The organism is Bradyrhizobium sp. WSM2254 (assembly GCF_000472645.1).
GTDB lineage: Bacteria > Pseudomonadota > Alphaproteobacteria > Rhizobiales > Xanthobacteraceae > Bradyrhizobium > Bradyrhizobium niftali.
In genome coordinates this window covers 139,611-164,942 of sequence record NZ_AXAB01000021.1, presented here as the reverse complement: position 1 = coordinate 164,942, position 25,332 = coordinate 139,611, and the positions used below count along the sequence as shown (strand labels likewise).

Sequence of the window (25,332 nt, the reverse complement as noted above, 5' to 3'; positions counted from 1 at the left end):
ACCCTTACCCGCCGAGGTCTGCGAGAGGATGAGACGACGATGGAGAATCGGTCTTCCCGGCGCAGGTGAACCCTGGTGACCCAAATGGCCCGGTCGAGGCCTGTCCGCTAACCAGATCACATGCGCGCTGATATCCATGATGGCCCGGAGCACGCGCTCCAAACAGAGGCCGGATACATTGATGCAAGACCGTATCCACCGGATCGTCGAAATCTTCTTGCACCCCACGGCCGGACCATACATTCGGGTCAAAATGCGAAGAACTCAGCGTGAGCAAATCTAGTCCGTTCCGCCCCACTAAGCGGACCTCAATGAGAGGTGTCGGCACTTCGCATCTGGGCCAACAGCGGCAATCGCGATCGCGGCCCACTCGACAAAAATCCTTCGTGGCGCCTCATTCCGGAAGCCCGGCTTTGCGGAGACCGTCGACGAACACCTGATCGTGCCGTTGGCCGCTACAGGCTAGGGTCACAAGCCGCCGATCACGCTCAAGACGGCAGACTTCCGCTTTGTGCTGGTAAGCCGACGCTTATGAGTACACGCTTCTCGGCCTCGCTGGGCAGCGCTACAACAGCGAGAGCTGGATCGGTGCCCCCTGCCCTTGCGCTGCGAGGAACGTCTCCAGCGACTGGATCAAGATGAAGAACCGCGCGCACCCAGCCTTCAGCCGTGTCGGCGAACCAGCCGGAGACGCACTTCGCGCCGACGCTAAGAACAGTGAGGCCCGCCTGGCTACGCTGGCTCACGCTGGCGGGCCACAATCGGCGTACAATTTTGGATTGTGCGACTAAGTTGTAGGTGCTACTTTTTCCCGGCCATGTGGAGCGAGACACTGGTTCGTATCGCCATTATCTGTTTAGGGCTCACACCTGTGGTGGCGCTAGCAGTGCTGACGTTCTGGAAGTAAGGCCGCCTCAGGTGGCGGTCGGTTTCAAGCTGGCGGGCCTACTCCTGAGCGCGATAGCCTTGGACAGCATTCCTCGGGCAATATCCGGATGGCTACTACGCAAGTCTCGCCAAGGGACAATTGAGCCGGATCGCAGCCGAGGAGGCCCGCGCGGCTGCCGCAGATAAGGCCCGGCAGGCCGAAGAGGAGAAGGCGCTCCTCGCGGCCGAACGGGCGAAGAAGGCCGACCAGGATAAAGCCGCTGCGGCCGCAAGGGCTGCCGAGGACGCCCGGCTTGCGGCGGAGAAAGCCAAGCAGATCGAGGAAGCCAAGGCCGCTGCAGCCGAACAACGCAGGAGGGAGGCCGAAGCCGCAGTGGCGAGGGCCGTGGCCGACAAGCAGGCCGCCGAGAAGGCGCTCGCCGACAAGATCGCGAACGACAAGGCGGCTTCCGCGCTTGCCGCAAAACTGGCGACTGAGAAGGCGCAGCGTGACGGTGAGCAGAAGGTCGCAGCAGTTGCTCCGACTCAATCACCGCCCGGTATCTCGCCGCAGGAGACCGCCAAACTTGTGCAGTCAGAGCTCCGTCGCGTCGGATGTCTGACTGGTGCAACGGACGGAGAATGGAACGCCTCCGCGCAGCGCTCGCTGACGCTGTTCAACAAATATGCCGGGACGACGTTCGACGCCAAGCTCGCGAATATCGACGCGCTCGACGCCATCAAGGCCAAGCCAGGCCGGGTCTGCCCGCTGGTCTGCGACCACGGTTTCAAGGCTGACGGCGACACCTGCGTGAAGATCGCCTGCCAGCGCGGGCTATCGCGTTAACGGCGACAACGAATGCGAGAAGGTGCAGGACAAGAAGCCTGTTGCGACCCGCGAGGATGCCAAGAAGCGAGACGACGAGAGGAAGCAGGTCGAAGCTGCGGCCGCGAAGCCGTCTGCATCTGGTCAAATCTTTTGCAACAATGCCGGCTGTCGGCCGGTAAGGGCCGGCTGTCGCCTCCTTGATCGCGCGAAGGTTGGCGCCATGGTCATTGGGGGAGGAAACCAAGGGGAGGTGTGTGACTGAGCCGCGCGGCCGCACAGCTCACGTCAACTTCCGCAACGGGTCGAAATGCGAAGAACTCAATGTGAGAAAATCAGGTCTGCCCTGGCTCACGGAGCGGACATTCGTAAGGGCGCTGCGAATTCGCGAATGGGCCAGTAGCGGCCTCAAGGAATGTAAGGAGCCAAGCACAGAATGTTGCGCTTGTACGGTTATGCGGAGTTCAATTGTTGTCCGCAGAGCCACGGTTCGCAACAAGCGTTCGCTGTTCCGTCGCGACTCCGGCATAAAGGAATAGCCGGTATAGCACGGAGGCTAGGGCACAGTCGCCCTCGGCATCGAAGTCGCGAAAAGGGAGGACTCCCGTAGCGCAGCGGCACGGGGTCTGCTGGGGATCTGGGACTGACCGAGCGGGCGCACCTTCGGTCGAGGGTCACAGCACTTGCCTTAGTTCAGGCGCGGCTTGAACCTGCGTCGGACCATGCCGGGAATCCGAAACATCTGCCTCACATGCCTATGGTTCAGCGCAGTGATCCAGAACCGACGGTCACCCATAACCGCGGCCCGACCATTCGATCATTATGTTGCTACACAATCAAATCGTGAGCTGCATGAAGATCGGCGTGCCAGTGATCGTGGTGCGCATTTGAAATATCAATCTGGTCAGCATCCTGGATCCGCACCGGCCCCTCAGCAGGCTGACCATCTCCAAAGGCTTCTCCACTTCCGTGGCTGAGTTGCTGTGGGTCAAGTATGTCTGAAGATGTATTGTCGGCGCCATTCTTGAAATGGAAGGAATCGCCAAGTTGGGTGCCAACCGCTGATTTGGCGTGACCGGCGTTGTCAGAACAAGGTCCGCCGTTTCCTGCAGTCTTAGTCTTCAATGCCGAATGCCCGTCGTTGGCAGAATTTACGGACGCCGCTGGTATATCCTGCTGCGGATTGCCAGTATCTAAATCACCAGCCTGCGGATGCTGTGCGTGTTGCTTGCCGGCCGCTGAGCCATCTTCCAAAGTCTGCAAATTGCCGTGCGCTTGTCCGCGATACGAATCTTCTGCCGAGGCCTCATGCTTGGCATGCCCCTTGACGGCTACGGAGCCGTTGTCGGACTGATGCAGTGCCTTCTGAGATTGACCGTGATTTGAACCGTCCCCCGAGGCCTCATGCTTGGCATACCCCTTGGCAGCTACGGAGGCGTTGTCGGACTGATGCAGGGCCTTCTGCGGTTGATCGTGATTTAAATCGCCTCCCGGGGCCTCACGCTTAGTGGCTTCGGAGCTGTTGTTGGAAGGGCGCAAATCCGATTGCGATCGACCCTGATCGGACACATGATCCCGGCCTGTCTGCGTTGGGTCACGCTGCGAGGCTTCGTTCGCGGCCGCCGCAACAACGTCAACGGCCCCGGAATCTCGGGGAATAGTGATTTCTCGGTTGCTGCTGCTATCCTCCGCATGGGCATTGCCGACATAAAGCTCGCTGCCGTCTGTGGCGATTGTATCGCCTTGGGCGAACTCGAATGCGAACGCCCTATCGTACACGGCCGTGCCGCCGAAATTTGCGAAACCGGAAAGTGCGGATGCCAGTCCGTTGGCGTCGCTTGCGGTAGATGAAGTGACGATTTCATCGCCGAAATCGAACGCCTGCACGGCGTGGTTGGCACCATCGAGCTCGTAGATCAAGGCGGCGAAAGCAGCAACCATGAAAATGCTGTAGCTGCTCGAACCGGGCCTCGGCGCGTTGAGTGTCGCCTGCGCAAATAGGCTCGCAGCAATCTCAGCCACGGGATCGACAAGTTTGCCGGTCGGCGATGACGTGCCAGTTGCGGCGCTGGCGCGGTCCTTGCTCGCGCCTCTGGCGGGGGTGCCACCTGTTACTGCTTCCTTGCGCCTGATTTTGATGGTGACGACCTCCGCACAATCGTTTGCGGCCATGACCGTGAAACTTTCGGTTGCGGCGTGACCGGTCGAATCGTCCAACGCTGCCAGGATCGCAGCTGCCAGGATACTCATCGCGCCATAACGGCGCGACAGTGCCAGCGCGGCGAGCTCCGTCCGGCTGTTGATTCCGAGCTTCTGTCGCGCGTGGTCGATGTGGATCCTGACGATCTCTAAAGAGACACCAAGGATCCGAGCAATTTCACTGTCGGACAAACCTTCGGCGACGAGATCCATGATCGTCCGCTCGTTGACGGTCAGAACCGCCAGAACGTTATTGCCGAATGAGGCGATCCCATTAGCTTCGTTACCGACCCTCGCCAGGTCGGACCCCGGTTTTTCCAGCCTCAAGGACTGCACCAGCGCTTCTGGTTTGGCGTTCATCGAAATAGCGCCGCAAGCGCCAGTCGCCAGTGCCTTGGCAAGATCGCCGCAGGTAACGGTAGCAGTGAAGAACACCAAGCGGGAGGAAAGGCCTTCGTCGTCCACGACGGCGAGGGTGTCGGAGGCGGTTACATCGGTGAACCCGTCCTCCAGTAACACCACATCGGGCGTCAAGCTGCGAATGGCCGCAAGGCAACTAGCTCCATCGAGACAGCACGCCACCACTTCGAAATCGGGCTGCGCTCCGAACAGCGAGACAAAACCCTGCAGCACAATCGGGCGTCGATCTGCTATCACGAGTCGAACGCGACGCATGGGCTTCCTTCGCTCGGCGTTGCAACACACATGAGAAGCGGCGATTTAACTCCGACCGGCCGATTGCGTTCCTAATGTCATATGGAGTTCGTGCGTCCCCAAGTCGGCCTTAAAACCATCAATGTCTCGATTCTCAAGCACAACGATAACTGCATTGGTGAGCAGAACATTCTCCGATGTCGCTGTTGCGCGAAAGCGGGCCGAAAAACAGCACCCAGTCGACGACTCTTCACCGGTGCAAATCGATCTCGACTGAAATCCGGACGAGGTCGGAGTGATTCTTGGCGCCGAGCTTGGACTTCAGCATGGAAGTCGTGTTGGCAACGGTTTTATAGGAGATGCCGAGTTCGGCTGCGACTTCTGAGATGCGCTCGCCACGAGCCAAAAGCCTCAGGATCTCGAGTTCGCGCGGGCTCATCTGCGTCAAAGGACTGGCCTTGATGGCCGCGGACGCAAACGTCGTCGCCTTAGCCAGACGCGGTGAGACGAAGCGCTCCCCGGCGGCAGCCTTCCAGATGGCCTTGGCCAGGAGCCGGGGATCATCGCTCTTCGAGACATATCCTTGAACACCCATCTCCACAGCGCGCGCCACGTACGCCGGATCCTCACTCACGCTGAGCATGACTATCTTGGCAGCCGGATCATCCTTGCGGATGCGCCGGCTCAACTCGAAGCCGGTAAGGTCGGGAAGCCTCACGTCAACCACCGTGACGTCGGGATGCTTCTGCAGGTACGCGCGGTGGCCCTCCTTTGCATTGAAGGCCTCCAGGATCTCGACGGAAGGGTCCGACGTGAACAAGGCCCGGCAGCCCGTTACCACAACGGGATGGTCGTCGACGATCAGTACCCGCATGTCTTTCTGGCCCTCATTATACGTCCTCACGTCCTCCAGTTGTGAACGTCGCGAGCGCTGGAATGGTTCACTTTCCGAGCGTGCGCCGGGCAATCCATCCAATGGAGCACAAAGTACAGCAGGCTCTCGCGGGACCTAAACGAGAGCAGAACCGGTGGTTCATGCACCATTCAAATCTCGAGCTTAACCAGGCCTTCCACGGGGACAACTGTGAGGCGCACCGCACGCCCAAGCATCAAACGCTTTAACTTCGGTTTTTCAGACACCAAAGAGTATCACGTTGATCTAATCATTAGTCCCTTAAGAAGCGACGTCGACAAGGTTGTTCTCGTTACACCGAGGACAATCTTTTGATACGGGCGCTCAGGAAATTCGCAGTTGTGGCTCTCACGCAGAACGGGTGTTTTGACCCATCAACGATAAGAAGGATAAGGAATCGGGGTATCTCTGTGAGAGCTCGAGCCTCTACGCGTAACTTTCGAGAAGACCGCCAAAGGCCTCTGCGATAGCCCAGAGATGAGCCGCGGCCATGTCTGCCTTGGGTCTCGAGCCGACCTCGGCAGCAAGCTCGGCGAAGTTCGGTTCAATACTGGAGAGCGGACATCGAGGGTCAATCCGCTAAGGTCGGCTGTGGGCCAGAAGGCGACATGCGGTTCGCCGTCAAGTAAAAGAAGCCGCCAACTGAGACGGCCTCTTGCAGCAGCCTCTGCCGGAGCTTCCTGATGATCTCCCTGAGGTCAGCAGCGTATTCTTCAATGGCCTGCCGCACCTCTTCCAGGCGCGTCGGTCGAAGAGGTGGCGGCTTCGCTGAATCCAGCTTGTCGGATTGGGTTCATGGTCCAGCGAACGGGCGGGACCAAGCGGGGTCATTGAGCTAAGTCAAAGACCGATGGCGGCGGCTACTTCGGCGGCTGCAACCCGGGCGAGTTTAGCCATTCGCTGATATGTGCGCCGCTCTCGGCTTGCCGGGCTTTGCGGATCGCTCGCTCACGCTCGATCCCTGGTGGAAGCGATTTGGCTCCCTCACGGAGGCGTTGCGCCTGTCACCGGCAGGTAGGTCCTGCTCATTCCGCTCGGCGAGGGTCACCTCCGATGCTCCTGTAAGCCGAGGAGCGCAGAACCAGGGATCGCTTTAACCGCCTCTCGGAAGCGACACTGACGTGCAAGGGCGCGCTCCGTGCACCATTTTGCAGGGCAATTGCTCGCCGCGACCGGCCGCAAGTCTCGATAGCTCTTTGGACCCACTTTTTGCGAGGTTGAGCAACTGCTTGATCCTGCTTCTGCTGCCGAAGATCTCGTCGATGCCCGGTTCTCCGGGGTGCATGGATCGATGAGCAGTGTCTGTTTTGGTTGGGCGCTGGAAACGTCCAACCAAACGTCCCGTTCTGATGCTCATTCGCTGCAAGCAATTGATATTGCTTGGTGGGCGCACCAGGGCTCGAACCTGGGACCCGCTGATTAAGAGTCCTATCGCAATTTCAATAAATTCAATGACTTAGCGTCTAAATCCTAGAAGAGGCCCGCAAGGAAAATCAATCAGTTAGCAATGGACTTTCTAAAGATGCCACCCGTTTTGGAGGTGTCGCGATCCCCCACACCCATTCGCTTCACGCATGAAGCGGAAGGTCGGACCATCAGGTGATGAGTGGGAGTGGAGAGGCTCGAACTCCTACGCCAGGACGTGGATGGATCTCACAGGCGCATCCTTCCCGCCACCCTGCGACCGTCCGCGGACCTTCAGAACGCGACAGGTACTGACTTTCGTAGTCCCAACTCTATGTATCTATTGAACAATCCAACGGACATCGTAAGGTCGTGCGGGGGGAGCTTTACGTGCGTCTAATTGCTGTGCTTTTCTTGAGTATGATGGTGCCCGCGGCGGCGTTCGAAGCCCGCGGAGTTCCTCAGATCGTCGACGCCGACACGGTCTATATCGGACAGACTAAGATACGACTCCAAGGCGTCGACGCACCCGAGATGGATCAAATCTGCCTGGACGGCGCCGGTAAGCAGTGGCAATGCGGCATCGACGCCCGTTCCTCATTGGAGGAGCATTCGGCCGGCAGACCCTGGCGTTGCGAGACGTCCGGCAAAGACCGCTACGACCGCGATCTCGCGACGTGCTTCATTGGCAACGAAGACGTGAACGGCTGGCTGGTCCGTCAAGGGTGGGCAATGGCCTTTCAGCATTACTCAAAAGCCTACGTCGCCGACGAAGAAAAGGCGCGTATGGCGGGAAACGGTCTTTGGCGTGGCGCCTTCATCGCGCCGTGGAACTGGCGACATCGAAGCCGAGCGACGACCATTCTGGGCGCCGTGTCGGTTCCGATCGATGCGCAACGCGCGATTATCGGTCGGTCCTCGGGCGATGAGCCTCCCTCTCCTGCTTGCGCCATCAAAGGTAACTTGCGCGCCTCACCTACCTGTATCTATCACGTCCCCGGCGGCCAGTTTTACGACCGCCTCTCGATGAAGGACACTCGATCCAGACGCTGGTTCTGTTCGGAAGCCGAGGCGGTCGCCGCGGGCTGCCGTCGCGCAAAGCAGTAAGGCCCCGGGCACGAACATGAACACCACGACCACGAAACGTCCGTCCGCTCTTTCACGCTTACGAGCGCTTCTCGGGCAGTCTCAGCATCCCTATCGGCCTGCCACCCAAATCTTCCTGGATCTCGACGTGCAGTCGAACGCCCGGGAGATGGCGCTCACCGAGCGCGGAACGGATCGAGGCAAGGAAAATCGACCGCAGGCAGGCACCGAGACGCTCGACGACGTCGAACACCAGATCGTGGAGCGTATCGAGTCCCACAAGCAGGACGCCCATTCTCTGTACCTGGAGCATCTGCATACGTACGATCAACGTATCGCGGCCTTGAACTTCGAGGAGAGGTTCACGATCATCCAGCAGGCTGCGCCGGAGGCCGTGGGAGACTTCGGAGCGGAAGCGTCGCTCGGTCGCGACGATCTCTTCGCGCTGCGTAGACGCCTTCACGAAAGCGAGGCGGAACGCGAAGAATTCCGAAAAAAACACTTTATCAGGCGCCCGGCGAGACTGGCGAGCGTCGGGAAGATTTTGCTGAAGGTCGGCGTGCTCGCGGCCCTCTTTTTGATCGAGGTCGTGATCAACGGAACCTTCCTCGCCAAGGCTAGCGAACTAGGATACGTCGGCGGCGCCGTTCAAGCCACCGTGTTCGCCGCCTTCAACATCCTGGTCAGCTTTCTCTGGGGCCTGGTACCGATCCGGCTGATCAACCGACGCAATCCCTTCCTGAAGCTCGTCGGAATACTGGCGTTCGTCGTCTATTTGGCTTTCACCCTGGCGATCAACCTCGCCCTGGCGCATCTGCGCGAAGTTCCGCCTACTCTCGGTGTCGACACGGGCCAGGAGGTCTTGAAGCACATCCTTTCCTCACCCCTCAATCTCACCGACGTGATGTCGTGGTTGCTCTTCGGCGTTGGATTCGTCTTTTCGCTGATCGCGATGGTCGATGGGCTGACGTTCTTCGACCCATATATGGGCTACGCACCGTTGGAGCGGCGGTGGCTTGAGGCAAGCCGAAAGTTCACCGACACGAAGGCCGATCTCATCGACGGGCTTCGCGACATCCGAGACGACGCATCGGTGGTGATGAACGAGGCCGCGCGAGACTTGACAGTTCGCCGATCCGAGCTAGACGCATTGTGGCAAGCTCGGAGCCGTCTCGCACAACGATTCGTGGAGCATCAGGCTCAGATCGAGCGCGCCTGCAACGCCCTGCTGCAGACCTACCGCGAAGCCAATCGCCGCGCACGGACTTCCGAAGCGCCGGCTCATTTCGAGCGGCCGTACAAGATGGACCGCATCATCCCGGCCCCCGTGGATCCGAACCCCGACGAGAAGGACGATCTCCGACGCGCGATCGGGCAGGCGCAAGACATGCTCAAGACGCAGATTCAAGCCATACACGAGGCGTTCGAAAACGCGGTCCTCTCCTACAAGGAAATCGATCAGTTCTTCCCGGAGGCCGCCCTTGGCAAGACGTCGGGCTAAGAGGCGGAGCTCGGAGGGCTTGAGCGCATCCGTGATCGGCGGCATCGTGCTTATACTGGTGGTCATCGCGGCCGGCACCGCTTTGGCCGTCTTTTACGCCGGCTTGACGTCGAAGCCCGCATTGGACGCGAGCACCTTCTGTCCGGTCGACGGGCCGCAAGGAGTGACTGTCGTACTCGTCGATACGTCGGACGACCTGCCAGAGGCCGCGATCCGGGAGGTCAACGGCATTCTCGACGACCTAATCACCGGTCTTCCCACGTATTACCGGCTCGACATTCGGGTGCTAGACATCCCGGGGAATAAGAGCCGCTCGCTTTTCGCCAAATGCAATCCGGGGGACGGAGTCGGCCTCAGCGAGTGGACCGACAACCCGCGCCTTGCAAGGATCCGCTGGATCGAAAGCTTCAGGAAACCTGCCGCCGAGGCAGTCAAGGCCAGCCTTTCCTCCGCGAAAGCCAACAATTCCCCGATAATGGCGGCAATCCAGGACATCGCTATCGACCAGTTTTCCAGCGAACGGAGCCGATCCGTCAAAAAGAGCCTAGTCGTGATTTCCGATCTCATCGAGCACACACGCGACTACAGCCAGTATCGCAATCCGGATCTCGGTTTCGCGCGCTTCAAGCAATCGCCGGCCTATCTCAAATATAGGACCGATCTCCACCAAGCTTTGGTGACGATCGACTACGTGACCAGGCCGGCCGTGATGCCGGATACGACACGGCTTATTGCGTTCTGGCAGGAATGGGTGAAGGACAATGCCGGGGCGCTCGTCGCGATTCATCGGCTGCAGGGGACCTAGATGGCGACACCTACCGCTACCGCATTGCGCATGCCGCCGGGCATTCTCGGGGGAGTCGTCTTCTTCGCGGTCGTGCTCGCCGGCTGCGGCTACATCGTTTTCGCCAAGATTATTGGCTTGAACGCTATGCTGGTGACGTCCGTCCCGGTCCTAATCATGATTCTGTACGCACTCGCTTTGGTTGGTGCGCGCCTTCTGAGGCTCCGCGACGATCAATCGGGCGACAATCTCTACTACATGGGTTTTCTGTTCACGCTCACCAGCCTGGCAGTCTCACTCTACCAGTTTTCGGCGAGCGGCTCGGCAGAGCAGATCGTGCAGAACTTCGGGATCGCGATCGCGTCGACTATCGCCGGCATCGCATTGCGGATCTTTTTCAACCAGATGCGTCGCGACCCGATTGAGGTGGAAGCCACGGCCCGTATGGAGCTGTCCGATGCCTCGCGGCGGGTGAAACGGGAGCTCGAGAGCACGGTCCTGGAGTTCGGTTATTTCAGGAGGATGGTCCAACAGTCGATGACCGATGCGGTCGACGAGATGAAAGGCATCCTCGGCGAGGCGCGGCAGAACGTCGCCGGCGAAATCCGCCGGTTTGCCGACGATGCGAGCAAACCCCTCGAGGAGGCCTCGAAGAAATCCGGCGACACCATCGAATCCATGAACGACCGCATTTCGCGGTCACTCGATACCGCATCCAAGAAGCTTGCGGACGAGGCCAATCATCTCACGGAGAGTACCCGGTCCGTGATCCGAGCCGTTGAAGCGCTGGCCTCCAAGCTCGGCTCGATGCAAACCCCGGAGCAAGTCATCGAGATCAAACTTTCGCCGATGATCCAGGGTCTATCGCGGGCGGTCAACTCCTTCAGCAAGAGCGCCGAAACGCATGCGAAGGCGGTCGACGCCAATCTGAAGCGAACCCAGGAGATCACAGCGGCAGCGGCGCGATTGATCGAGGAGGTCCGCGCGGCTGAGGCGGAGCGCAAGCAATCCGCCTCAGTGAAGGTGGGGCCCTGGAGCGGATCCGGCGGAGGAGCGGCGGAAACGGCGAAATAGTTCCGAAGCTGTAGTTGCCGACGTTAGGTGTTGATAATGGATGGAACGATCAATCGGCAGGGATCTTCGTACCGGCAGGGCCTCGTTCTCGGCCTGACGATGGCCGAGATCATGTTGCTGCTAATCTTTTGCCTCCTGATCGCAATGGCGACGTTCCTCAAGTTCGAGCAGAACAAACTTGAGAACGTCAAGAAGGAGCTCGAACAACAACAGGCTCAAAACCGTCAAGACCAGGCGATCGTCGAGGCTTTGCGTCAGACTCCGGCTTTGTTCGAGAAGATATCGAGCGCTGCCGGGGGCGACGCGAGCGAGATCGACGAATTTTGGCGTGATCTGGTGGCGAGCAAGGCCGCCATGGCCGAGCTCAAAAAAGAAGGCACCTCTCTAAAAGAACTTCGCGAAAAGGCGGCCGGCATGATCACGCTCCAAGCGAACGGTATCGACCTGGAGAAGGCTCTGCGTGACGCTGAACTCGCGGCCGCCGTCAAACGAGCGATGCCTCCTTCCGGGAAGTCAACGCCCTCGCTGCAAGAAGTCGCCGATCTGATCGCCAAGGGCACTTCACCAGACGCAGGCTCGAGCGGCCATCAATGGCCTCCGATCATCACGCTGAGCGAAGCCGGCGGATTCTATTTCAAGACGGGAAGCGCCGAACTCTCGCCCGCTTTCCGAACGGCGCTCCTCACGACGACGCCGGAGGATATCTACAAATACATCCAGAGGTACGACGTGGACGTCATCGAGGTCGTCGGGCACACCGACGAGCAGGCGTTCGGCGTCCGACCGATGGTGCCTATGGCGCCGGTCGCCGATGCTTCGTCGGCACCGCCGCTGCTACCCGCCTATCGCCAGTCGAACCTGGACCGATGGCTACCGATCATCCTGAGGGACGGTGGCGATATTTCGCAACTTACACCGGTCGACAACGCAGGACTGGGTTTGGCCAGGGCGGTCTCGGTGGTCAGCGTGCTGCGTCAATCCCCGAAACTGGCCAACTTCAAGATGATCCCGCTCTCGGGCGCGCAGTTGGTGAATACCGACGAAACGCTCGCGCTTGGGAAGACGCCCGGAGGCGATGTCGCCGAACGCCGCCGTATCGAGATCCGGCTGCGCAAATCCGTTCCCCACGAGTCGGTCGCTTCCATAGTTCAGCAAACAATGCCGGCGCCTCCAGTCCCTCGCCCGCCTCGACCAAAGCAGGGACCTATTCGGATCGCTCCTCCGGCGCGTCAACTGCCAAGCGCGCCGGCCGGTCATTAGACGCCGCCGCGTCTTGCCGATCGCGGGCGCGTCGACGTGCCTGGCCCAATCCAGCTCGCCTTTAGGCCCAGCGACGAGCGCGAAGATGAATGCGCTCGGCATCTGCATGGGTCTCGACATACACAACCAGACGCTGAAGTTCATGAACGCGAACTTCGGTTAGTCGGGCACCTACTAAACGGCCCGTTCAAGCCAAACGGGGTCCGGAAGTCTGTCGGCGCGGAAAGCACGTTCTCGACCGATCTTACACCTCGCCGGCCGAGAACGCGCCATTGAGGGGATGCGAATGGCAGGGGTAACCACCGCCATGCGCCATGGTTTCATAGCGGCTCGCCGAAGCTTTAAGCGATCGCTTGATCCGGATCTTCGTCGTCGCCATCGGCGATCCCCAGCGACAGGCCAGTACCCGTGGGCCTTCCTTCCTCGTGGAACCAAAGGTCCACAATCTTGGTGTCGTCGCTGTGCGGTCTCGGCCGAGATTCCCGCACCTTGAAAGTTGTCGGCAGGTTGACGGACGTCCCAAACACAAGGGCATGCTGCTTGGGCAATGAAGGGAGACGCTTAAGAACCGCATCGGAAATGAATGGGGTCATCTGACGTATCTGTGAGAGATCGTCGGGATTCTGAATCCGGTGTACGACGAAATTAGAACACTGACTAAGGACCGTCTTTGAGAGCTCGCTTGGGCGCTGCGATGCGAGCAGAATGAACATACCATACTTGCGTCCCTCTTTTGCGATTCGCTCAAATCCCTTAGTGGCGTCTACCGCATAGCGCGATGGCGCTGCTCCGATGTAACGATGGGCTTCCTCCAATAGCAGATGGATAGGAAATCGATTTCTGGGATCGGCTCTCCGTAGCAGCTTGAAAAACATGCGTGCTGTCACAGAGCTTACAAGCTCGACCACCTCATCTTCAACGTCGTTCATATCCAGAATAATAATCTGGTTCCTCTTGATTACGCGGGCGCCCTCGCTCTTCAACCCGAGAAGCTGGAAAAGGAATTGAATGGCGGACGACGCTGTGGCCACCTCCGCTTCGGTATGCCGCAGAAAAGCATACTCGTCCCGGTCCTTCAGGGACTTCAGCCGGGTCACCATAGAAGAGCAGTAATCACGGATTTGGCGATTCCCATGCGCTTCCTCGTATAGAATTGCGAAATCTACGCACTCCTCCAGGTCATCGAAAGCAAAGGGAGTCTGATCGTAAGACGGCAGATGAATATCTTCGCGAACCCTGACGCGAACCTGCGCTAAAAAGTCCTCCTGACTGTTTGGACCAGCGAAATTCCCGTATTGAAAGTTGGGACTAAATCTGTTCAGAAGAGCCATGTTTAGGTTCGCGGTGGGATATTTTTGAAGCAGCGACACGACCCGCTGGAACTTCGCGACGGGCGAGTCTCCATCTGCTCCGCGGAAGCACTCCACGATGCAGGTTGCGATGAAATGCTCTTTGATCTCAAGGGCCGCGGGAGAGTAGTCGCGTAAGAGGCTAGTCAGGCCGAGGGCCGTTCTCAGAACCGGGAGTTGCGTCTTCTCACTAGCTTGAAGCAGAAGCTCCCATTCTGCCATCTCCAAGAACCAGTGCGGAAGTCGGAAACCTGCCTTAGTGCCATCGAGTACGACGCGCTCGACTCCGATCCTGCCTGCCCTCGCCAACGGCTCGAGAGCCGGCCGGTACTCGCCATTAACATCAAATACGACGAAGGTGGCGCCGCGCGCGTGATGCTCGTCGGGCTTTTCAAATAGCGACTGAAGGACGGATGCGACAGTGCAAGATTTACCGCTGCCGGTATTTCCGAGAATTGCAACATGGCCACCGAAGAACTCGTCGATGCGAACCTTAACCTCGTAGTCCTCGAAGATCACGGACTTGCCAATCGAAAGGACACGATATCGATTTGCATCGGCGGGAGTACAAGCTGCGCCATTCAATCCCTTCGATGGTTCAAGGGGAGAGTGCGTTTCAAAGATGCGATCGAGTTCGTAATCAAGCGCGTAGAGCGCATCAGCATAAAGCGATGGGAAGACGGAGACTCCGAATCGGAACGTTCCGCCCCCTGCCGGAAGCATCCCAACTGGAACTACGTCCAGGAATTTCGGTGAGTCCGCGCGGTCAAAGTTAGGTCCCTCAACCGGGCGGCCCGTGTCCCGCTCGCGGAGGCCAACAACCTCGACAACCACATACTCGGACTGGGCAGGAACCATAAGGAACGAGCCCAGTCTGGCCACATAGTGAACGTCGTCAAATCCGACGAACGTAAAATTGTCCGTACCGGCATGCATCTCAACAACGAAGCGATCGGCGGCGACGGACATCACCTTACCGATCGCTCGCTTGCGATCGTCGCTTCTCATTCGTCGTCGTCCTTATTTGGCGACATCATCTCCGAAATTACCTTGCGAACTGCCTCATCGATACGGTCACCAGGTCGCTGAGGCATAAACCACTCGACGATGGTATCGAAATAGTGCGCGCGCGAGCCCTCAGTTGGTCCGTCGCCGCCGATGATCCAAATTCTAGGGTCCCGCAACAGGCGAAGCTTTGTGATTTCTCCGTCGGTGTCCGGCGCAGCAAAAACGATTAACCGGAACGTTGGAATTGTGAGCGCTTGATAGATGATGTTGTTGATATGCTCATCGCCGAATGCGTAGCCGGCTGTCATCAAAACGCTCTGTTCACGCACAATGCGTGATTGGAACTCACGGAATAGGTCGGCATAGGGCGAGGCCAGAGACGCATTCTGTTTGGCTGGGGTGGGATAGATTAGCATCCGTTTGGGATCGGTTTGGGGCCAAACTTCACGGATCGGAAATAGTCCGTGGTCGTCTTCCGTCCATGCCACCGAGCCGTGCAGCTTGCAGAGATAGACAAAAGCATCGACCGCCGCCCACTTCCGGCTTCCGACATCTAACTGTTCGGCAAGAGCATAGCGAAAGCTTGCGGGATTAAATCGACGCTCAATCACGCCGGTGAAGCCATTTGCGTAGGGAATGCCGAGACGGTCCATTGCTGTCTCATTGAAAACGTCGTAGTTCGTCGTGAAGACCCAAGGTCTCGGCAGCGATCGGTCGCGCAGGACAAGTTTTTTATAGAATCGCTCATAGAGGTCACGAACTTCCGTGTCGCCTTTTTTAAAGGCGCCGTCGGTTAGGCGAGACCACAAGAACGCTTGCACCTTTTCGATGATGCTATTGATCAGATCAAGTTGAAGCCAGTGAGAAGAATTCTCACTCTTACGCAGTACAAAGCGTTGGCTGAAGAGAACCTCCATCAATCGCTCTAGATTGCGGTTGTATCCGCTCTCAAGGTCGATCCCAAGCGCCGTCAGACAATCGTGCTCAGCCGTTGTCAGCCGCCAAGGCACTGAAGCGGACTCTGGCTGAGTCGTTACCTCATCGACTACCTCTGGGCTGAGTAGAACTTCAGATCCATCCTCGCCCCTGATGTAATGCCCTTGGGCATTGCTTGGTGCTTCGTTCTCGACGATCTCGTCGTGTCGAAGCTCGTCCCCCCCTGATACCCCGAAACCGTTCATTACCGCTACGAGCGCTTCTGCACAAAACTCCTTTGCCAACGGGGCCATGGTGGGGATGCCGACGTCGGTGCCATCCCTCATTAGAGAGGAACATCCGGCACCAAGGAGGAAAGCGATATTTTTTGCGTTTAGCGCCTCAGAGATTGCTTGGCGGGTGGCATCGATATCCTTCTCCCAGTCCATATCGGCAGGTTCGGCATCGCCGTTTCGCAAGAATTTGAAAGTCCTTGCGTTTTCCTCGATTCCAGTCATTTTTTTGCCCCCCCAACGATCGTCTGGCTCCAGCATGGATGGACGAATCCATTGCCTAGGGTACAGCCCTAGATTGTTTAGAAAAGCATCTACTTCGCGCTATCGCCTCGCAGAGATGTGCCCCCGAGTGGCTAACGAAGGTCGGGACTTAGGATTCACCGGCTTGCTACGGTTCGTCGGCCAACTCCATCAGTCGATTGGTCGTTGAAAGCATTTTTGCGCAATCAGGACATCTATTTCTTCTCGCGCAAAATCAGCGGTTGTTGTACCCTTTAAGTTGCCACTTTCGGGGAGACAGCAATGTGGTCTGCTTTTGGACCAGGATTGAAATATTGGATTACGGCGCTTGCTCTAGCTGCATCGATCGGGACGGCGTTGGGAGCATCGTACGAAGAATTCCATGCAGGATCACTGAAAGGCAAACTCATCGTGCAATGGTGGGAGCCCGACAAGTTCGTTTTCCTGCCTGACAAGGACAATCCGCTGACCTTCAAACGAAGCAATGGGGAAACGATCACCCCTGGCCGGATGTTTACTGATGGTGGATCAATCCCACGCGGGCTTTGGATCTTCCGCAATTATTCGCCTTGGGGGTACGCTCCTGCGTTTATTGTCCACGATTGGCTCTTTGAGATGAAGCACTGTGGCTTGCCCGGCAACGAGAAATACAATCACGAGATTGCCGCGACGGTAATGGCGGAAGTGATGAAGACAATGATGGAGACTAAGCAAGTCGGTGTTGCAAAACTGACTCTCCTTGCGATGTACGAAGCGGTGGATTCGGACATCGCCAAAACATATTGGGACACCGGGAAATGCGTACCGCCCCCCGCTGGGTTTGCGGCCCGGAAGCCTTTCTATGAGTTCGAATTGTCATTCGATTAGGATTCGAGAAGTGGCATGCGTACGGCCGTCTTCATGCTGTCTGCCTGGCTTGCCCTTCCGGCATGCGCAGTCGCCCAATCCGTAGTATCGAGCGAACAGCGTTATCCATCCGACGTTCCAGGCTCGGGCTATGAGTGGCTTGAGAGTGAGCAAAAGATAGCTTGGGGAGGACGATGCCAAACAATATCCGAACAACGGAGTCTGCTGCTTCGAAACTCATGGTTGTTTGGAACTAGCCAATTCCTAGAGAAGCTATTCGACTCCCCGGAATTCAAGAGCACCGTGTTTCCGACGCGGTGTGAAGAAATAATCACGTATTTGCGCATGAATTCGCTCGCAGCTGAGATTGAGCTCGCGGCCGAAACTACTGCCGGCAGAAGTTTTTCTAAGATAAATTGGGGAACGCTTCCTGTATTTGAGGTTATGGCAACGGCGCGACAGGTCGGCTCTGACTATATGGTCGTGATGAATAGACAGTTGTTTCAGTTTGCGGCCAACATGTTGTTGAATGTTGATAGGACACTGCTAATCGAGCAAAGAGGCGCAAACCTCAGGTTTTCGTTCGGTGAAGAGGATTTTGACAAGGCGCTCCGCATATACCCAGGCTTGGTCTCCGAGTGGGCGTACCTGATTGTCGGATTTAGATCAGTAACAGGAATTGGTCTTCCCGTGCTGGGGCCTAAACGTGCGACAAATTTTGAGGCACCGTTGGTCGAACGGCAACTTCGCGCGATTGAACGCTTCATTGTTGGTCACGAGTTTGGCCACGTAATAAGAGGACACACGGACCGCGGTGCTAAGCTGATCGGTGTTCAAGTTCTCAACGGAGGGATCCGACGAATTCCGAGCCTGGGACGCGACTGGCTTCAAGAGCTGCAAGCGGACGTCAGCGGCGAAGACCTCGCCTCTGCAGCTGCTAAGGGTGACAAGTCTGCGAGTCCGGATTGGGAGCCGATGTTCTCGGTCCTACAGGAATACGCGCCCGCGCTATTTCTCTTTATGTTTGATGCGCTGGAAGACGTGAACCTTTGCGACGGATCAGGCGAAGGCTCGGGGATTTCCATTCCGGAGCAGGATCAGCAGCGCGTCGAGGACTGGGCATTTGAGCTTCTCGACGCCGGAAAGAACATTGTTGTGCCGGACAACGTTGCGGGTATTTTGGGATGTCGGCAAAGTTCTCACCCACCGGCCTGGTTGCGCAGCAGGCTGAGTACTAGACGAGCGGACATGAAAATGGCTCGGCTCGGCATAAGTATGAACGACACAAATGTTTTGCTCGCCAAAGCAATTATTGCAAATGCGCGAAAAATTGCTGTGTCGGGTGCTGAGGAAGTTCGAAGGCGTGTAAAGAGACAAGACCAACCATAGGCATAGCCAGCGGAGTGCAACCAATCGGACCTACCGCAGTTGTGCGGACATCTGGTGCCGACCCAGGAGGCACGCTCGCCAAGCTAAAGACGATCCACTGATACTGGGGCGGATAAACCTATGAAGGTGCGTTGGTCCGCGCCGCTTTCACGACCAAGTCCCTCCTAGATCGTTTACAAACATCATCGGCTGTCTTTGCCGATTCGAGAACATCGCAGCAGTGAGCTGCCCTCCGAAACAGGCGCCGGTGTCTATGTTGAGGCGATTGGTCCGAAGATCAGGCAATCCAGATTTTGTTGGAGTGTGGCCGTGAACAACGAGCGCGCCATGATCAAGGTCCGAAGATAGAAATGGCTCGCGTATCCAAAGCAGATCGTGAGCCGTCTGTGCTGCCATGGCGACGCCAGGCCGGATACCTGCATGCACGTATAGCCGCTTCCCATCGGTTAGTTTCAGCGGAAGGGCCCTGATCCAGGCCAGATGATCATCCGGAAGCTCGCTCGGGTCGTTGACGCCGTAACTTTCGAGCGTCTGCTCGCCGCCGTTTGCCCACCAGTTGACGAGATCGCTGTCCGAGCGCTCTGCCGCCGCGGCAGCGAGAAGCATCTGCTCATGATTGCCGCGGAGGCATACAAAGCGATACGGCTGCCGCACCTGCTCCTTCATGAGGAAGTCGATGCCCCCTTTTGCATCGGGTCCCCTGTCAACGTAATCGCCGATCAGAATGAAGCGCGATTGCCGCCTTGCACTCACCCTCTCGCAGGTCGCAATAAGTCTTTCCAGCTTCTGAGAGCAACCGTGAACGTCGCCAATTGCAAAGGTTATGACGTCGGTCATTCAGAGATCCCACCGTGATCTTTGGCAAATGGCACGCAAACCTCAATCAATGCCAGGCGAATATTTTTCGAAAATGTTCCATAATGCGTAAACTTCTCCGGAGCACGATTGAATCTAGAGATTGGAAGGCTCCTGAGTTGCTCCACCTAGTGTGGCTCGTGAGTGAAGCCCCAACGTTCAGCGATCCTGAGCGATTGGGGCTGGTACGAATCAGGTATCCATTGTCGTCAAAAATAGAGAGTGTCACGCTGACCAAGCCGGCCAACAACAATCAGGGACCAGGAGACTCAGGCTTCTGGGCGTGCATACGCAGGGGATCTCACGAGATCGGCGGTTCTTGCATTGAGCTGGCCTGCGATGGCGAGCGGGTGCTCCTCGATCTTGGCAAGCCCCTAGATGCCGAAGACGCCGATCCACGCTTGCTTCCGGCAGTTCCTGGACTGGAGCAAGGCACCGATCCTCAGCTTCGCGCGATCATAGTTTCCCATGGACACATCGACCATTGGGGGCTCGTACCGCTCGCACACACGTCCATTCCGCTGGCAATGGGAGCGGCGACACGCCGCATCCTGCATGCTGCGGCCCCATTCGTGCCAAATCCGTTCGCTCCGAACGACACGATCGACCTCGTGGACGGAAAGCAGTTCGCGATTGGGCCGTTCGCGATTACCCCGTACCTGGTCGACCATTCGGCTTTTGACGCCTATGCGCTTCTAGTCGAAGCTGACGGCCGCCGGCTATTCTATTCGGGCGACATCCGTGCCCATGGGCGGAAAGGCACTCTTTTCGAACGTCTGCTCCGTGATCCGCCCAAAGGTGTAGACGCCATGTTGTTGGAAGGCTCCAGCCTCGGCCGCTTGGATGAGAGCGCAGACTTCCCGACAGAAAGTGAAATCGAAGACGTGCTTGTCGAGCGCCTCGGTACGGCAGGCTTCGTCGCGATTATGGCATCAGCGCAGAATATCGATCGTGTGGTAAGCATCTATCGAGCGTGCAAGCGCACCAGCCGCATGCTCCTGCTCGATCTGTACGCAATGGAGATCCTGAGGGCCACCGGCAACCCCAACCTCCCTGCCCCAGGATGGCCTAATCTCGCGGTGTACGTCCCGGAGTACCAGCGCCGACAGATCGCGAAGAGCCAGCGCTTCGATTTGCTAGAGCCGTATAAGGCTGCCCGCGTTTATCGTGAACACATTGCCGAGATAGGCTCTCGTGCGGTGATGCTATTCCGCCCCTCAATGATGCGCGATGTCGACGCGGTCGACCTCTGGACCAATGCCCGCGCTATCTGGTCGCAATGGGCCGGCTACCTGAAACTTGAGACGGGTGCGAAGCTCAAGGCTGACCTTTCAAGTCGCAACGTCGAACTGGAAAACATTCATACGTCGGGTCACGCCAGCATCAAAGATCTGAAGCGCCTTGCGGCCGCTCTCGCGCCAAAGGCTCTCGTTCCAATTCATACATTCGAAGGCGACAAGTTTAGCGATCTGTTTGCGAATGTGGTTCGCCGAGCAGATGGCCAATGGTGGGAAGTATAGTCAACCCACCCAAAGAGTATGTTGGTCGAACGCGCAAAGGGAGAGCAACGAGTGAACCGCAAACTTGATACCGAATTTCTGGAGGACCTCCAGCGGGGTAAGCTTGTCGAGCTTGCGCGAAAGATTCGTCGCGACGACACACTGATGCTTGCGCTTCGGGGCAAGTCCATCAACGTCTACTATAGAGGTGGAAGCATCCTGCGCCTTGAGCAAAAGGGGACGGACTATCTTGCGCATTTCGATGCCAACTACGCGATGGATGAAATCATGCCCAACGTCCCGCGCGTCGTTTCAGCGCCTGAGCACTGCAGCGATTGGGTGAAGGCTTTGCCTCAGCTAAAGGAGTTCATGAATGCCTTCCTTTCGGAGCACGCAAAATCGGAACGAGAGTTTCAGCAGCTCGTTGCGTGGGAAAATAACCGCTCTCCGATTTCAAACTCAACCGAGTACTTCATCACGGACATCGAGTACGCAGACGTCAGCCAAAGCGCCAGGCTCGATATGCTGGGCCTCAGATGGCTCAGCCACAGCCGCAAAGATGGATCAGCCTGCACTCCTGTATTTATCGAGATGAAGTATGGCATTGACGCTTACGACGGTGACGCAGGCATCATCGCACATATCGACGACTTGAAAGCTATACTTGGCGATCCGGTAAGATTGGAAGCGTTGAGTGAGACGATTGCTGACCAATTTAACCAGTTGGCACTATTGGACCTCATCAGCTTCAACCGAAGCAAGACGATCGAAAAAATTTCCGTCAGCGGCCGACCTGAGGTCGTGTTTCTACTGGCCAACCACAACCCTCGAAGCCGCAAATTGCTGAACATTCTTGAGTCAGTCGACGAGCCTAGGAATTTTGATTTACGTTTCTTTACTGCAGCGTTTGCTGGTTACGGCATGCATCGGAAATGTATGATGACGCTGGATCAATTCCGTCGTCAGTTGGAAGTGGCCGCCGCTACCGATACCTCAAACTAGATGCGGCGTCGCCGCAGCGTCGGCCGATCTTTCTGGTTGTGGAAGGGCCGGCATCTTGTCGTCCGGGTCTTCTGGCCTTCGCGGGCTGCGCGGTCGTTCGCCCAATTGGTCTTTTGTTCAATTGTGCTTGGTCCGGCCTTATCGAAATGGTTGCATCAGGGGTGATTCCAGCCTTAAGTACGGGCGGCATTTTCGCTGGTGGCTTAGGGACTTACGCGAACTGTTCCCGTAAGGAACGTAAGAACAAGATTTGGGGGCGGGAGTATGACTAATCCATTCTTTGATCGACCAATTCTCAATTCCCCATACGACTATCCGACCCGACATTGGGAACTCGACGAGACCGGCCAGCCGACCCAGCTTATCGTCGAAAGCCGCCGGGGCGCAAAGTTCGTCACGCCTATCCCGAAGCCGAAGAAGAAGAAGGCGGCATCCCAGAAGGGGTTTGTCTTCGACGAGGGCAAGGGTCTTTCAACGGCCGAGCAACAGTACGACGTCACCTCGATCATCAATGAGGTTCGGAGCAACGTTGACTCCTGGCGTGCACTACCCAACCCAAACCAATGGCAAGTCACGCCCGAAACGGCCCGCCTGCTCCAACATTGGCGACATCATGATTCAGGCGGAGTGCGTCCATTCTTCTGCCAGATCGAAGCGGTCGAAACCGCGATCTGGCTGAGTGAGGTCGCTCCCAACACCCGACAGGGTAAGCGCCTACAGGACCATCTGGCGGCTGCGAACAAGGACGCCAATCCTGAGCTGATGCGACTGGCGCTGAAGCTCGCGACTGGCGCAGGCAAGACCACAGTCATGTCCATGCTGATCGCGTGGCAAACCATCAACGCCTGCCGGCATGAAGGCAGCAAGAACTTCACCCGTGGGTTTCTGATCTGCGCGCCCGGCCTAACCATCAAGGACCGGCTACGGGTTCTACAGCCGAACGATCCCGAGAATTACTACTCGAACCGCGAGATCGTTCCCAACGACATGCTGGACGATCTGCACCGGGCGAAAATCGTCATCACCAACTACCACGCTTTCAGACTGCGTGAGCGCGTTGAGCTGTCTAAAGGCGGACGTCAGCTCCTGCAAGGACGGACTGGAGAAGAGCTGAACACGCTGGAGACCGAAGGTCAGATGATTCAGCGCGTCATGGGCGAGTTGATGGGCCTGAAGAACATCGTGGTCATCAACGACGAGGCGCACCACTGCTACCGCGAGAAGCCCAAGGAGCCCGACGATGAGGATCTAAAGGGCGACGAAAGGAAAGAGGCGGAGAAGAACAATGAGGCCGCCCGGCTCTGGATTTCCGGCATCGAGGCGGTAAACCGCAGGCTCGGCGTAGCCCGCGTCATTGACTTGTCGGCGACCCCGTTTTTTCTGCGTGGCTCAGGATATGCGGAAGGCACCCTTTTCCCCTGGACCATGAGCGACTTCTCGCTGATGGACGCGATCGAATGCGGCATCGTGAAGCTGCCGCGCGTTCCCGTTGCCGAAAACATCCCCGGCAACGAAATGCCGATGTTCCGCGACCTCTGGGAGAACATCCGAAAGGACATGCCCAAGAAGGGGCGTGGCCAGGGCGAGGAGCTTGACCCGCTCAAACTTCCGACGCGCCTGCAGACCGCCATCGAAGCGCTCTACGGCCATTACGAAAAGACCTTCAGGCTCTGGGAGGAAAACGGGATCAAGGTTCCTCCTTGCTTCATCATCGTCTGCCAGAATACGGCCATCTCGAAACTGGTTTATGATTTCGTCTCCGGTTTTCATCGTAAGAACCCAGACGGATCGACCACGCTCCAGAACAGCCGTTTCGCGCTGTTCCGGAATTTCGATGAAGTCACCGGCGATCCTTTGCCGCGTCCGAACACGCTGCTGATCGACAGCGAACAGCTCGAAGCCGGCGATGCGCTGGATGACAATTTCCGTGAGATGGCGGCTGACGAGATCGAGCGCTTCAAGAAGGACATTATCGAACGTACCCGGGACGTTCGGGCCGCCGATAACATCAGCGAGCAAGACCTGCTGCGTGAGGTCATGAATACCGTCGGCAAGCACGGTCAGCTTGGTGGCTCAATCCGCTGCGTTGTCTCAGTGTCGATGTTGACCGAAGGCTGGGACGCAAACACGGTGACGCATGTTCTGGGCATTCGCGCATTCGGAACGCAACTGCTCTGTGAACAAGTCATAGGGCGCGCGCTGCGACGACAGTCCTACGCACTCAATGAAGAAGGTCTTTTCAACGTCGAATATGCCGATGTGTTCGGTATCCCTTTTGACTTCACGGCGAAGCCGGTCATTGCACCTCCGCAACAACCGCGGGAAACCATTCAAGTGAAGGCGATCAGCCCGGATCGGGACGCCCTGGAGATTCGCTTTCCTCGCGTTGAAGGCTATCGCGTCGAGTTGCCCGAAGAACGACTTTCTGCGGACTTCAACGATGACTCCGTGCTCGAACTGAGCCCGGACCTAGTCGGGCCATCCATTACTCGAAACTCGGGCATCATTGGTCAGGGTGTCGATATGAGCCTTGAACACCTTGGCGATATGCGGCCTTCCTCCCTCGTCTACAATCTCACTCACCGGTTGATTACCACCAAGTGGCGCGAGCCCGGGGAGGAGCCCAACTTGACGCTATTCGGCCAACTCAAGCGTATCGTGAAGCAATGGCTCGATACGTGCCTCGTCTGCAAGGGCGGGACCTACCCTGCCCAGCTCATGTATCAGGAACTGGCCGACATGGCCTGCAACCGCATCACGGCCGCCATTACGCGCCATTTCATTGGCGAGCGGCCGATCAAGGCTCTGCTTGATCCCTACAACCATACTGGATCGACCCGGTACGTCCGTTTCAACACGTCGCGGCCCGATCGATGGGACACTAGCGGCCCGCCGCCGAAGAACCACGTCAACTGGGTAATGCTCGACTCGGATTGGGAAGCGGAGTTCTGTCGCGTTGCCGAATCCCATCCCCGCGTCATCGCTTACACCAAGAACCACAATCTCGGACTTGAAGTGCCCTATCGCTACGGGTCAGAGAACCGAAAATATCTCCCCGACTTCATCGTGAAGGTCGATGATGGCCAAGCCCCGGATGACCTCCTCAATCTGATCGTCGAAATCAAGGGCTATCGGCGGGAAGACGCCAAGGAAAAGAAGACGACCATGGAAACGTACTGGGTGCCCGGCGTAAATCATCTTGGCATGTTCGGGCGCTGGGCTTTTGCTGAATTCGGAGAAATCTACCAGATCGGAACAGACTTTGAAGCTCGGGTTAAAGCCGAGTTCGACAAGATGGTCGAAATTTTTCGCACCAAAGAACCGGCCTGAGACTGGGCAGCGCGAGAAGGGCCGAGAGGATTCGT

Annotated in this window: 15 protein-coding genes and 1 pseudogene; 11 read left to right on the top strand and 5 right to left on the bottom strand. The window is 57.6% G+C overall.

The annotated features are described in order from the left end of the window. Positions 1-967: 967 nt before the first annotated feature. A pseudogene (locus tag A3M7_RS0116310) lies at positions 968-1,958 on the top strand (caspase family protein); the annotation flags it as partial. A gap of 563 nt (positions 1,959-2,521) precedes the next feature. Here A3M7_RS0116310 and A3M7_RS44305 read toward each other — a convergent pair. Both A3M7_RS44305 and A3M7_RS0116300 read right to left on the bottom strand, forming a co-directional pair. Further along, the gene (locus tag A3M7_RS44305; RefSeq protein ID WP_049823458.1) at positions 2,522-4,567 is read right to left on the bottom strand and encodes a response regulator transcription factor; all 2,046 of its coding nucleotides are present in this window, start codon (positions 4,565-4,567) and stop codon (positions 2,522-2,524) included. Positions 4,568-4,796: 229 nt separating this feature from the next. Further along, positions 4,797-5,420 (bottom strand): response regulator transcription factor, encoded by a 624-nt coding sequence (locus A3M7_RS0116300; RefSeq protein WP_027544887.1) that lies wholly within the window; start codon positions 5,418-5,420, stop codon positions 4,797-4,799. A gap of 1,863 nt (positions 5,421-7,283) precedes the next feature. Here A3M7_RS0116300 and A3M7_RS0116290 point away from each other — a divergent pair. From A3M7_RS0116290 to A3M7_RS0116270, 5 genes are read left to right on the top strand one after another with little or no spacing between them, the layout of a single operon-like run. Beyond that, the gene (locus A3M7_RS0116290; protein WP_063629441.1) at positions 7,284-7,970 is read left to right on the top strand and encodes a thermonuclease family protein; all 687 of its coding nucleotides are present in this window, start codon (positions 7,284-7,286) and stop codon (positions 7,968-7,970) included. A gap of 16 nt (positions 7,971-7,986) precedes the next feature. After that, entirely contained in the window at positions 7,987-9,450 is a 1,464-nt protein-coding gene (locus A3M7_RS0116285; protein ID WP_027544885.1) for a hypothetical protein, read from the top strand. Positions 9,451-9,469: 19 nt separating this feature from the next. Next, a complete protein-coding gene (locus A3M7_RS0116280; RefSeq protein WP_027544884.1) occupies positions 9,470-10,255 on the top strand; it encodes a hypothetical protein in 786 nt (261 codons plus the stop codon). Continuing rightward, positions 10,256-11,308: a hypothetical protein gene (locus tag A3M7_RS44300; RefSeq protein WP_156936896.1), complete on the top strand. Its 1,053-nt coding sequence runs from the start codon at positions 10,256-10,258 to the stop codon at positions 11,306-11,308. It begins immediately after the preceding gene. A gap of 36 nt (positions 11,309-11,344) precedes the next feature. Beyond that, a complete protein-coding gene (locus A3M7_RS0116270) occupies positions 11,345-12,568 on the top strand; it encodes a hypothetical protein (protein WP_156936895.1) in 1,224 nt (407 codons plus the stop codon). Between the two features lie 341 nt (positions 12,569-12,909). On the opposite strand, the gene A3M7_RS44295 is transcribed toward A3M7_RS0116270, so the two are convergent. Both A3M7_RS44295 and A3M7_RS0116255 read right to left on the bottom strand, forming a co-directional pair. Beyond that, a complete protein-coding gene (locus tag A3M7_RS44295) occupies positions 12,910-14,925 on the bottom strand; it encodes an ATP-binding protein (protein ID WP_049823454.1) in 2,016 nt (671 codons plus the stop codon). After that, positions 14,922-16,394, bottom strand: a complete 1,473-nt coding sequence (locus tag A3M7_RS0116255; RefSeq protein ID WP_245284262.1) for an SIR2 family protein — start codon at positions 16,392-16,394, stop codon at positions 14,922-14,924. Before A3M7_RS0116255 ends, A3M7_RS44295 begins: the two co-directional genes overlap by 4 nt. 264 nt (positions 16,395-16,658) lie before the next feature. Between A3M7_RS0116255 and A3M7_RS44290 the strand changes: the two genes are divergently transcribed. Then, positions 16,659-17,243 (top strand): DUF1353 domain-containing protein, encoded by a 585-nt coding sequence (locus A3M7_RS44290; RefSeq protein WP_084302208.1) that lies wholly within the window; start codon positions 16,659-16,661, stop codon positions 17,241-17,243. A 15-nt stretch (positions 17,244-17,258) separates the two neighbouring features. After that, the gene (locus tag A3M7_RS0116245) at positions 17,259-18,611 is read left to right on the top strand and encodes a hypothetical protein (protein WP_156936894.1); all 1,353 of its coding nucleotides are present in this window, start codon (positions 17,259-17,261) and stop codon (positions 18,609-18,611) included. 147 nt (positions 18,612-18,758) lie between these two features. Here A3M7_RS0116245 and A3M7_RS0116240 read toward each other — a convergent pair whose 3' ends face one another. Further along, complete coding sequence (locus A3M7_RS0116240) at positions 18,759-19,448, bottom strand: metallophosphoesterase family protein (protein ID WP_027544880.1); 690 nt, start codon at positions 19,446-19,448, stop codon at positions 18,759-18,761. Positions 19,449-19,753: 305 nt separating this feature from the next. Between A3M7_RS0116240 and A3M7_RS0116235 the strand changes: the two genes are divergently transcribed. From A3M7_RS0116235 to A3M7_RS0116225, 3 genes are all read left to right on the top strand, one after another. Further along, a complete protein-coding gene (locus A3M7_RS0116235) occupies positions 19,754-20,986 on the top strand; it encodes an MBL fold metallo-hydrolase (protein ID WP_027544879.1) in 1,233 nt (410 codons plus the stop codon). 51 nt (positions 20,987-21,037) lie between these two features. Continuing rightward, positions 21,038-21,967 carry a hypothetical protein gene (locus tag A3M7_RS0116230; protein ID WP_156936893.1) on the top strand — a complete coding sequence of 310 codons (930 nt, stop codon included), beginning with the start codon at positions 21,038-21,040 and terminating at the stop codon, positions 21,965-21,967. Between the two features lie 264 nt (positions 21,968-22,231). Beyond that, on the top strand, positions 22,232-25,297 hold the full coding sequence (locus A3M7_RS0116225) for a BPTD_3080 family restriction endonuclease (protein ID WP_027544877.1): 3,066 nt from the start codon (positions 22,232-22,234) through the stop codon (positions 25,295-25,297). Positions 25,298-25,332 lie beyond the last annotated feature (35 nt).

Bases quoted from the DNA above. Each gene is read 5' to 3' on its own strand.
- A3M7_RS0116300 (WP_027544887.1), bottom strand. From the start codon at position 5,420: ATGCGGGTACTGATCGTCGACGACCATCCCGTTGTGGTAACGGGCTGC.
- A3M7_RS44305 (WP_049823458.1), bottom strand. From the start codon at position 4,567: ATGCGTCGCGTTCGACTCGTGATAGCAGATCGACGCCCGATTGTGCTG.
- A3M7_RS0116225 (WP_027544877.1), top strand. From the start codon at position 22,232: ATGACTAATCCATTCTTTGATCGACCAATTCTCAATTCCCCATACGAC.
- A3M7_RS0116240 (WP_027544880.1), bottom strand. From the start codon at position 19,448: ATGACCGACGTCATAACCTTTGCAATTGGCGACGTTCACGGTTGCTCT.
- A3M7_RS0116255 (WP_245284262.1), bottom strand. From the start codon at position 16,394: ATGCTGGAGCCAGACGATCGTTGGGGGGGCAAAAAAATGACTGGAATC.
- A3M7_RS44295 (WP_049823454.1), bottom strand. From the start codon at position 14,925: ATGAGAAGCGACGATCGCAAGCGAGCGATCGGTAAGGTGATGTCCGTC.
- A3M7_RS0116245 (WP_156936894.1), top strand. From the start codon at position 17,259: ATGCGTACGGCCGTCTTCATGCTGTCTGCCTGGCTTGCCCTTCCGGCA.
- A3M7_RS44300 (WP_156936896.1), top strand. From the start codon at position 10,256: ATGGCGACACCTACCGCTACCGCATTGCGCATGCCGCCGGGCATTCTC.
- A3M7_RS0116285 (WP_027544885.1), top strand. From the start codon at position 7,987: ATGAACACCACGACCACGAAACGTCCGTCCGCTCTTTCACGCTTACGA.
- A3M7_RS0116290 (WP_063629441.1), top strand. From the start codon at position 7,284: ATGATGGTGCCCGCGGCGGCGTTCGAAGCCCGCGGAGTTCCTCAGATC.
- A3M7_RS44290 (WP_084302208.1), top strand. From the start codon at position 16,659: ATGTGGTCTGCTTTTGGACCAGGATTGAAATATTGGATTACGGCGCTT.
- A3M7_RS0116270 (WP_156936895.1), top strand. From the start codon at position 11,345: ATGGATGGAACGATCAATCGGCAGGGATCTTCGTACCGGCAGGGCCTC.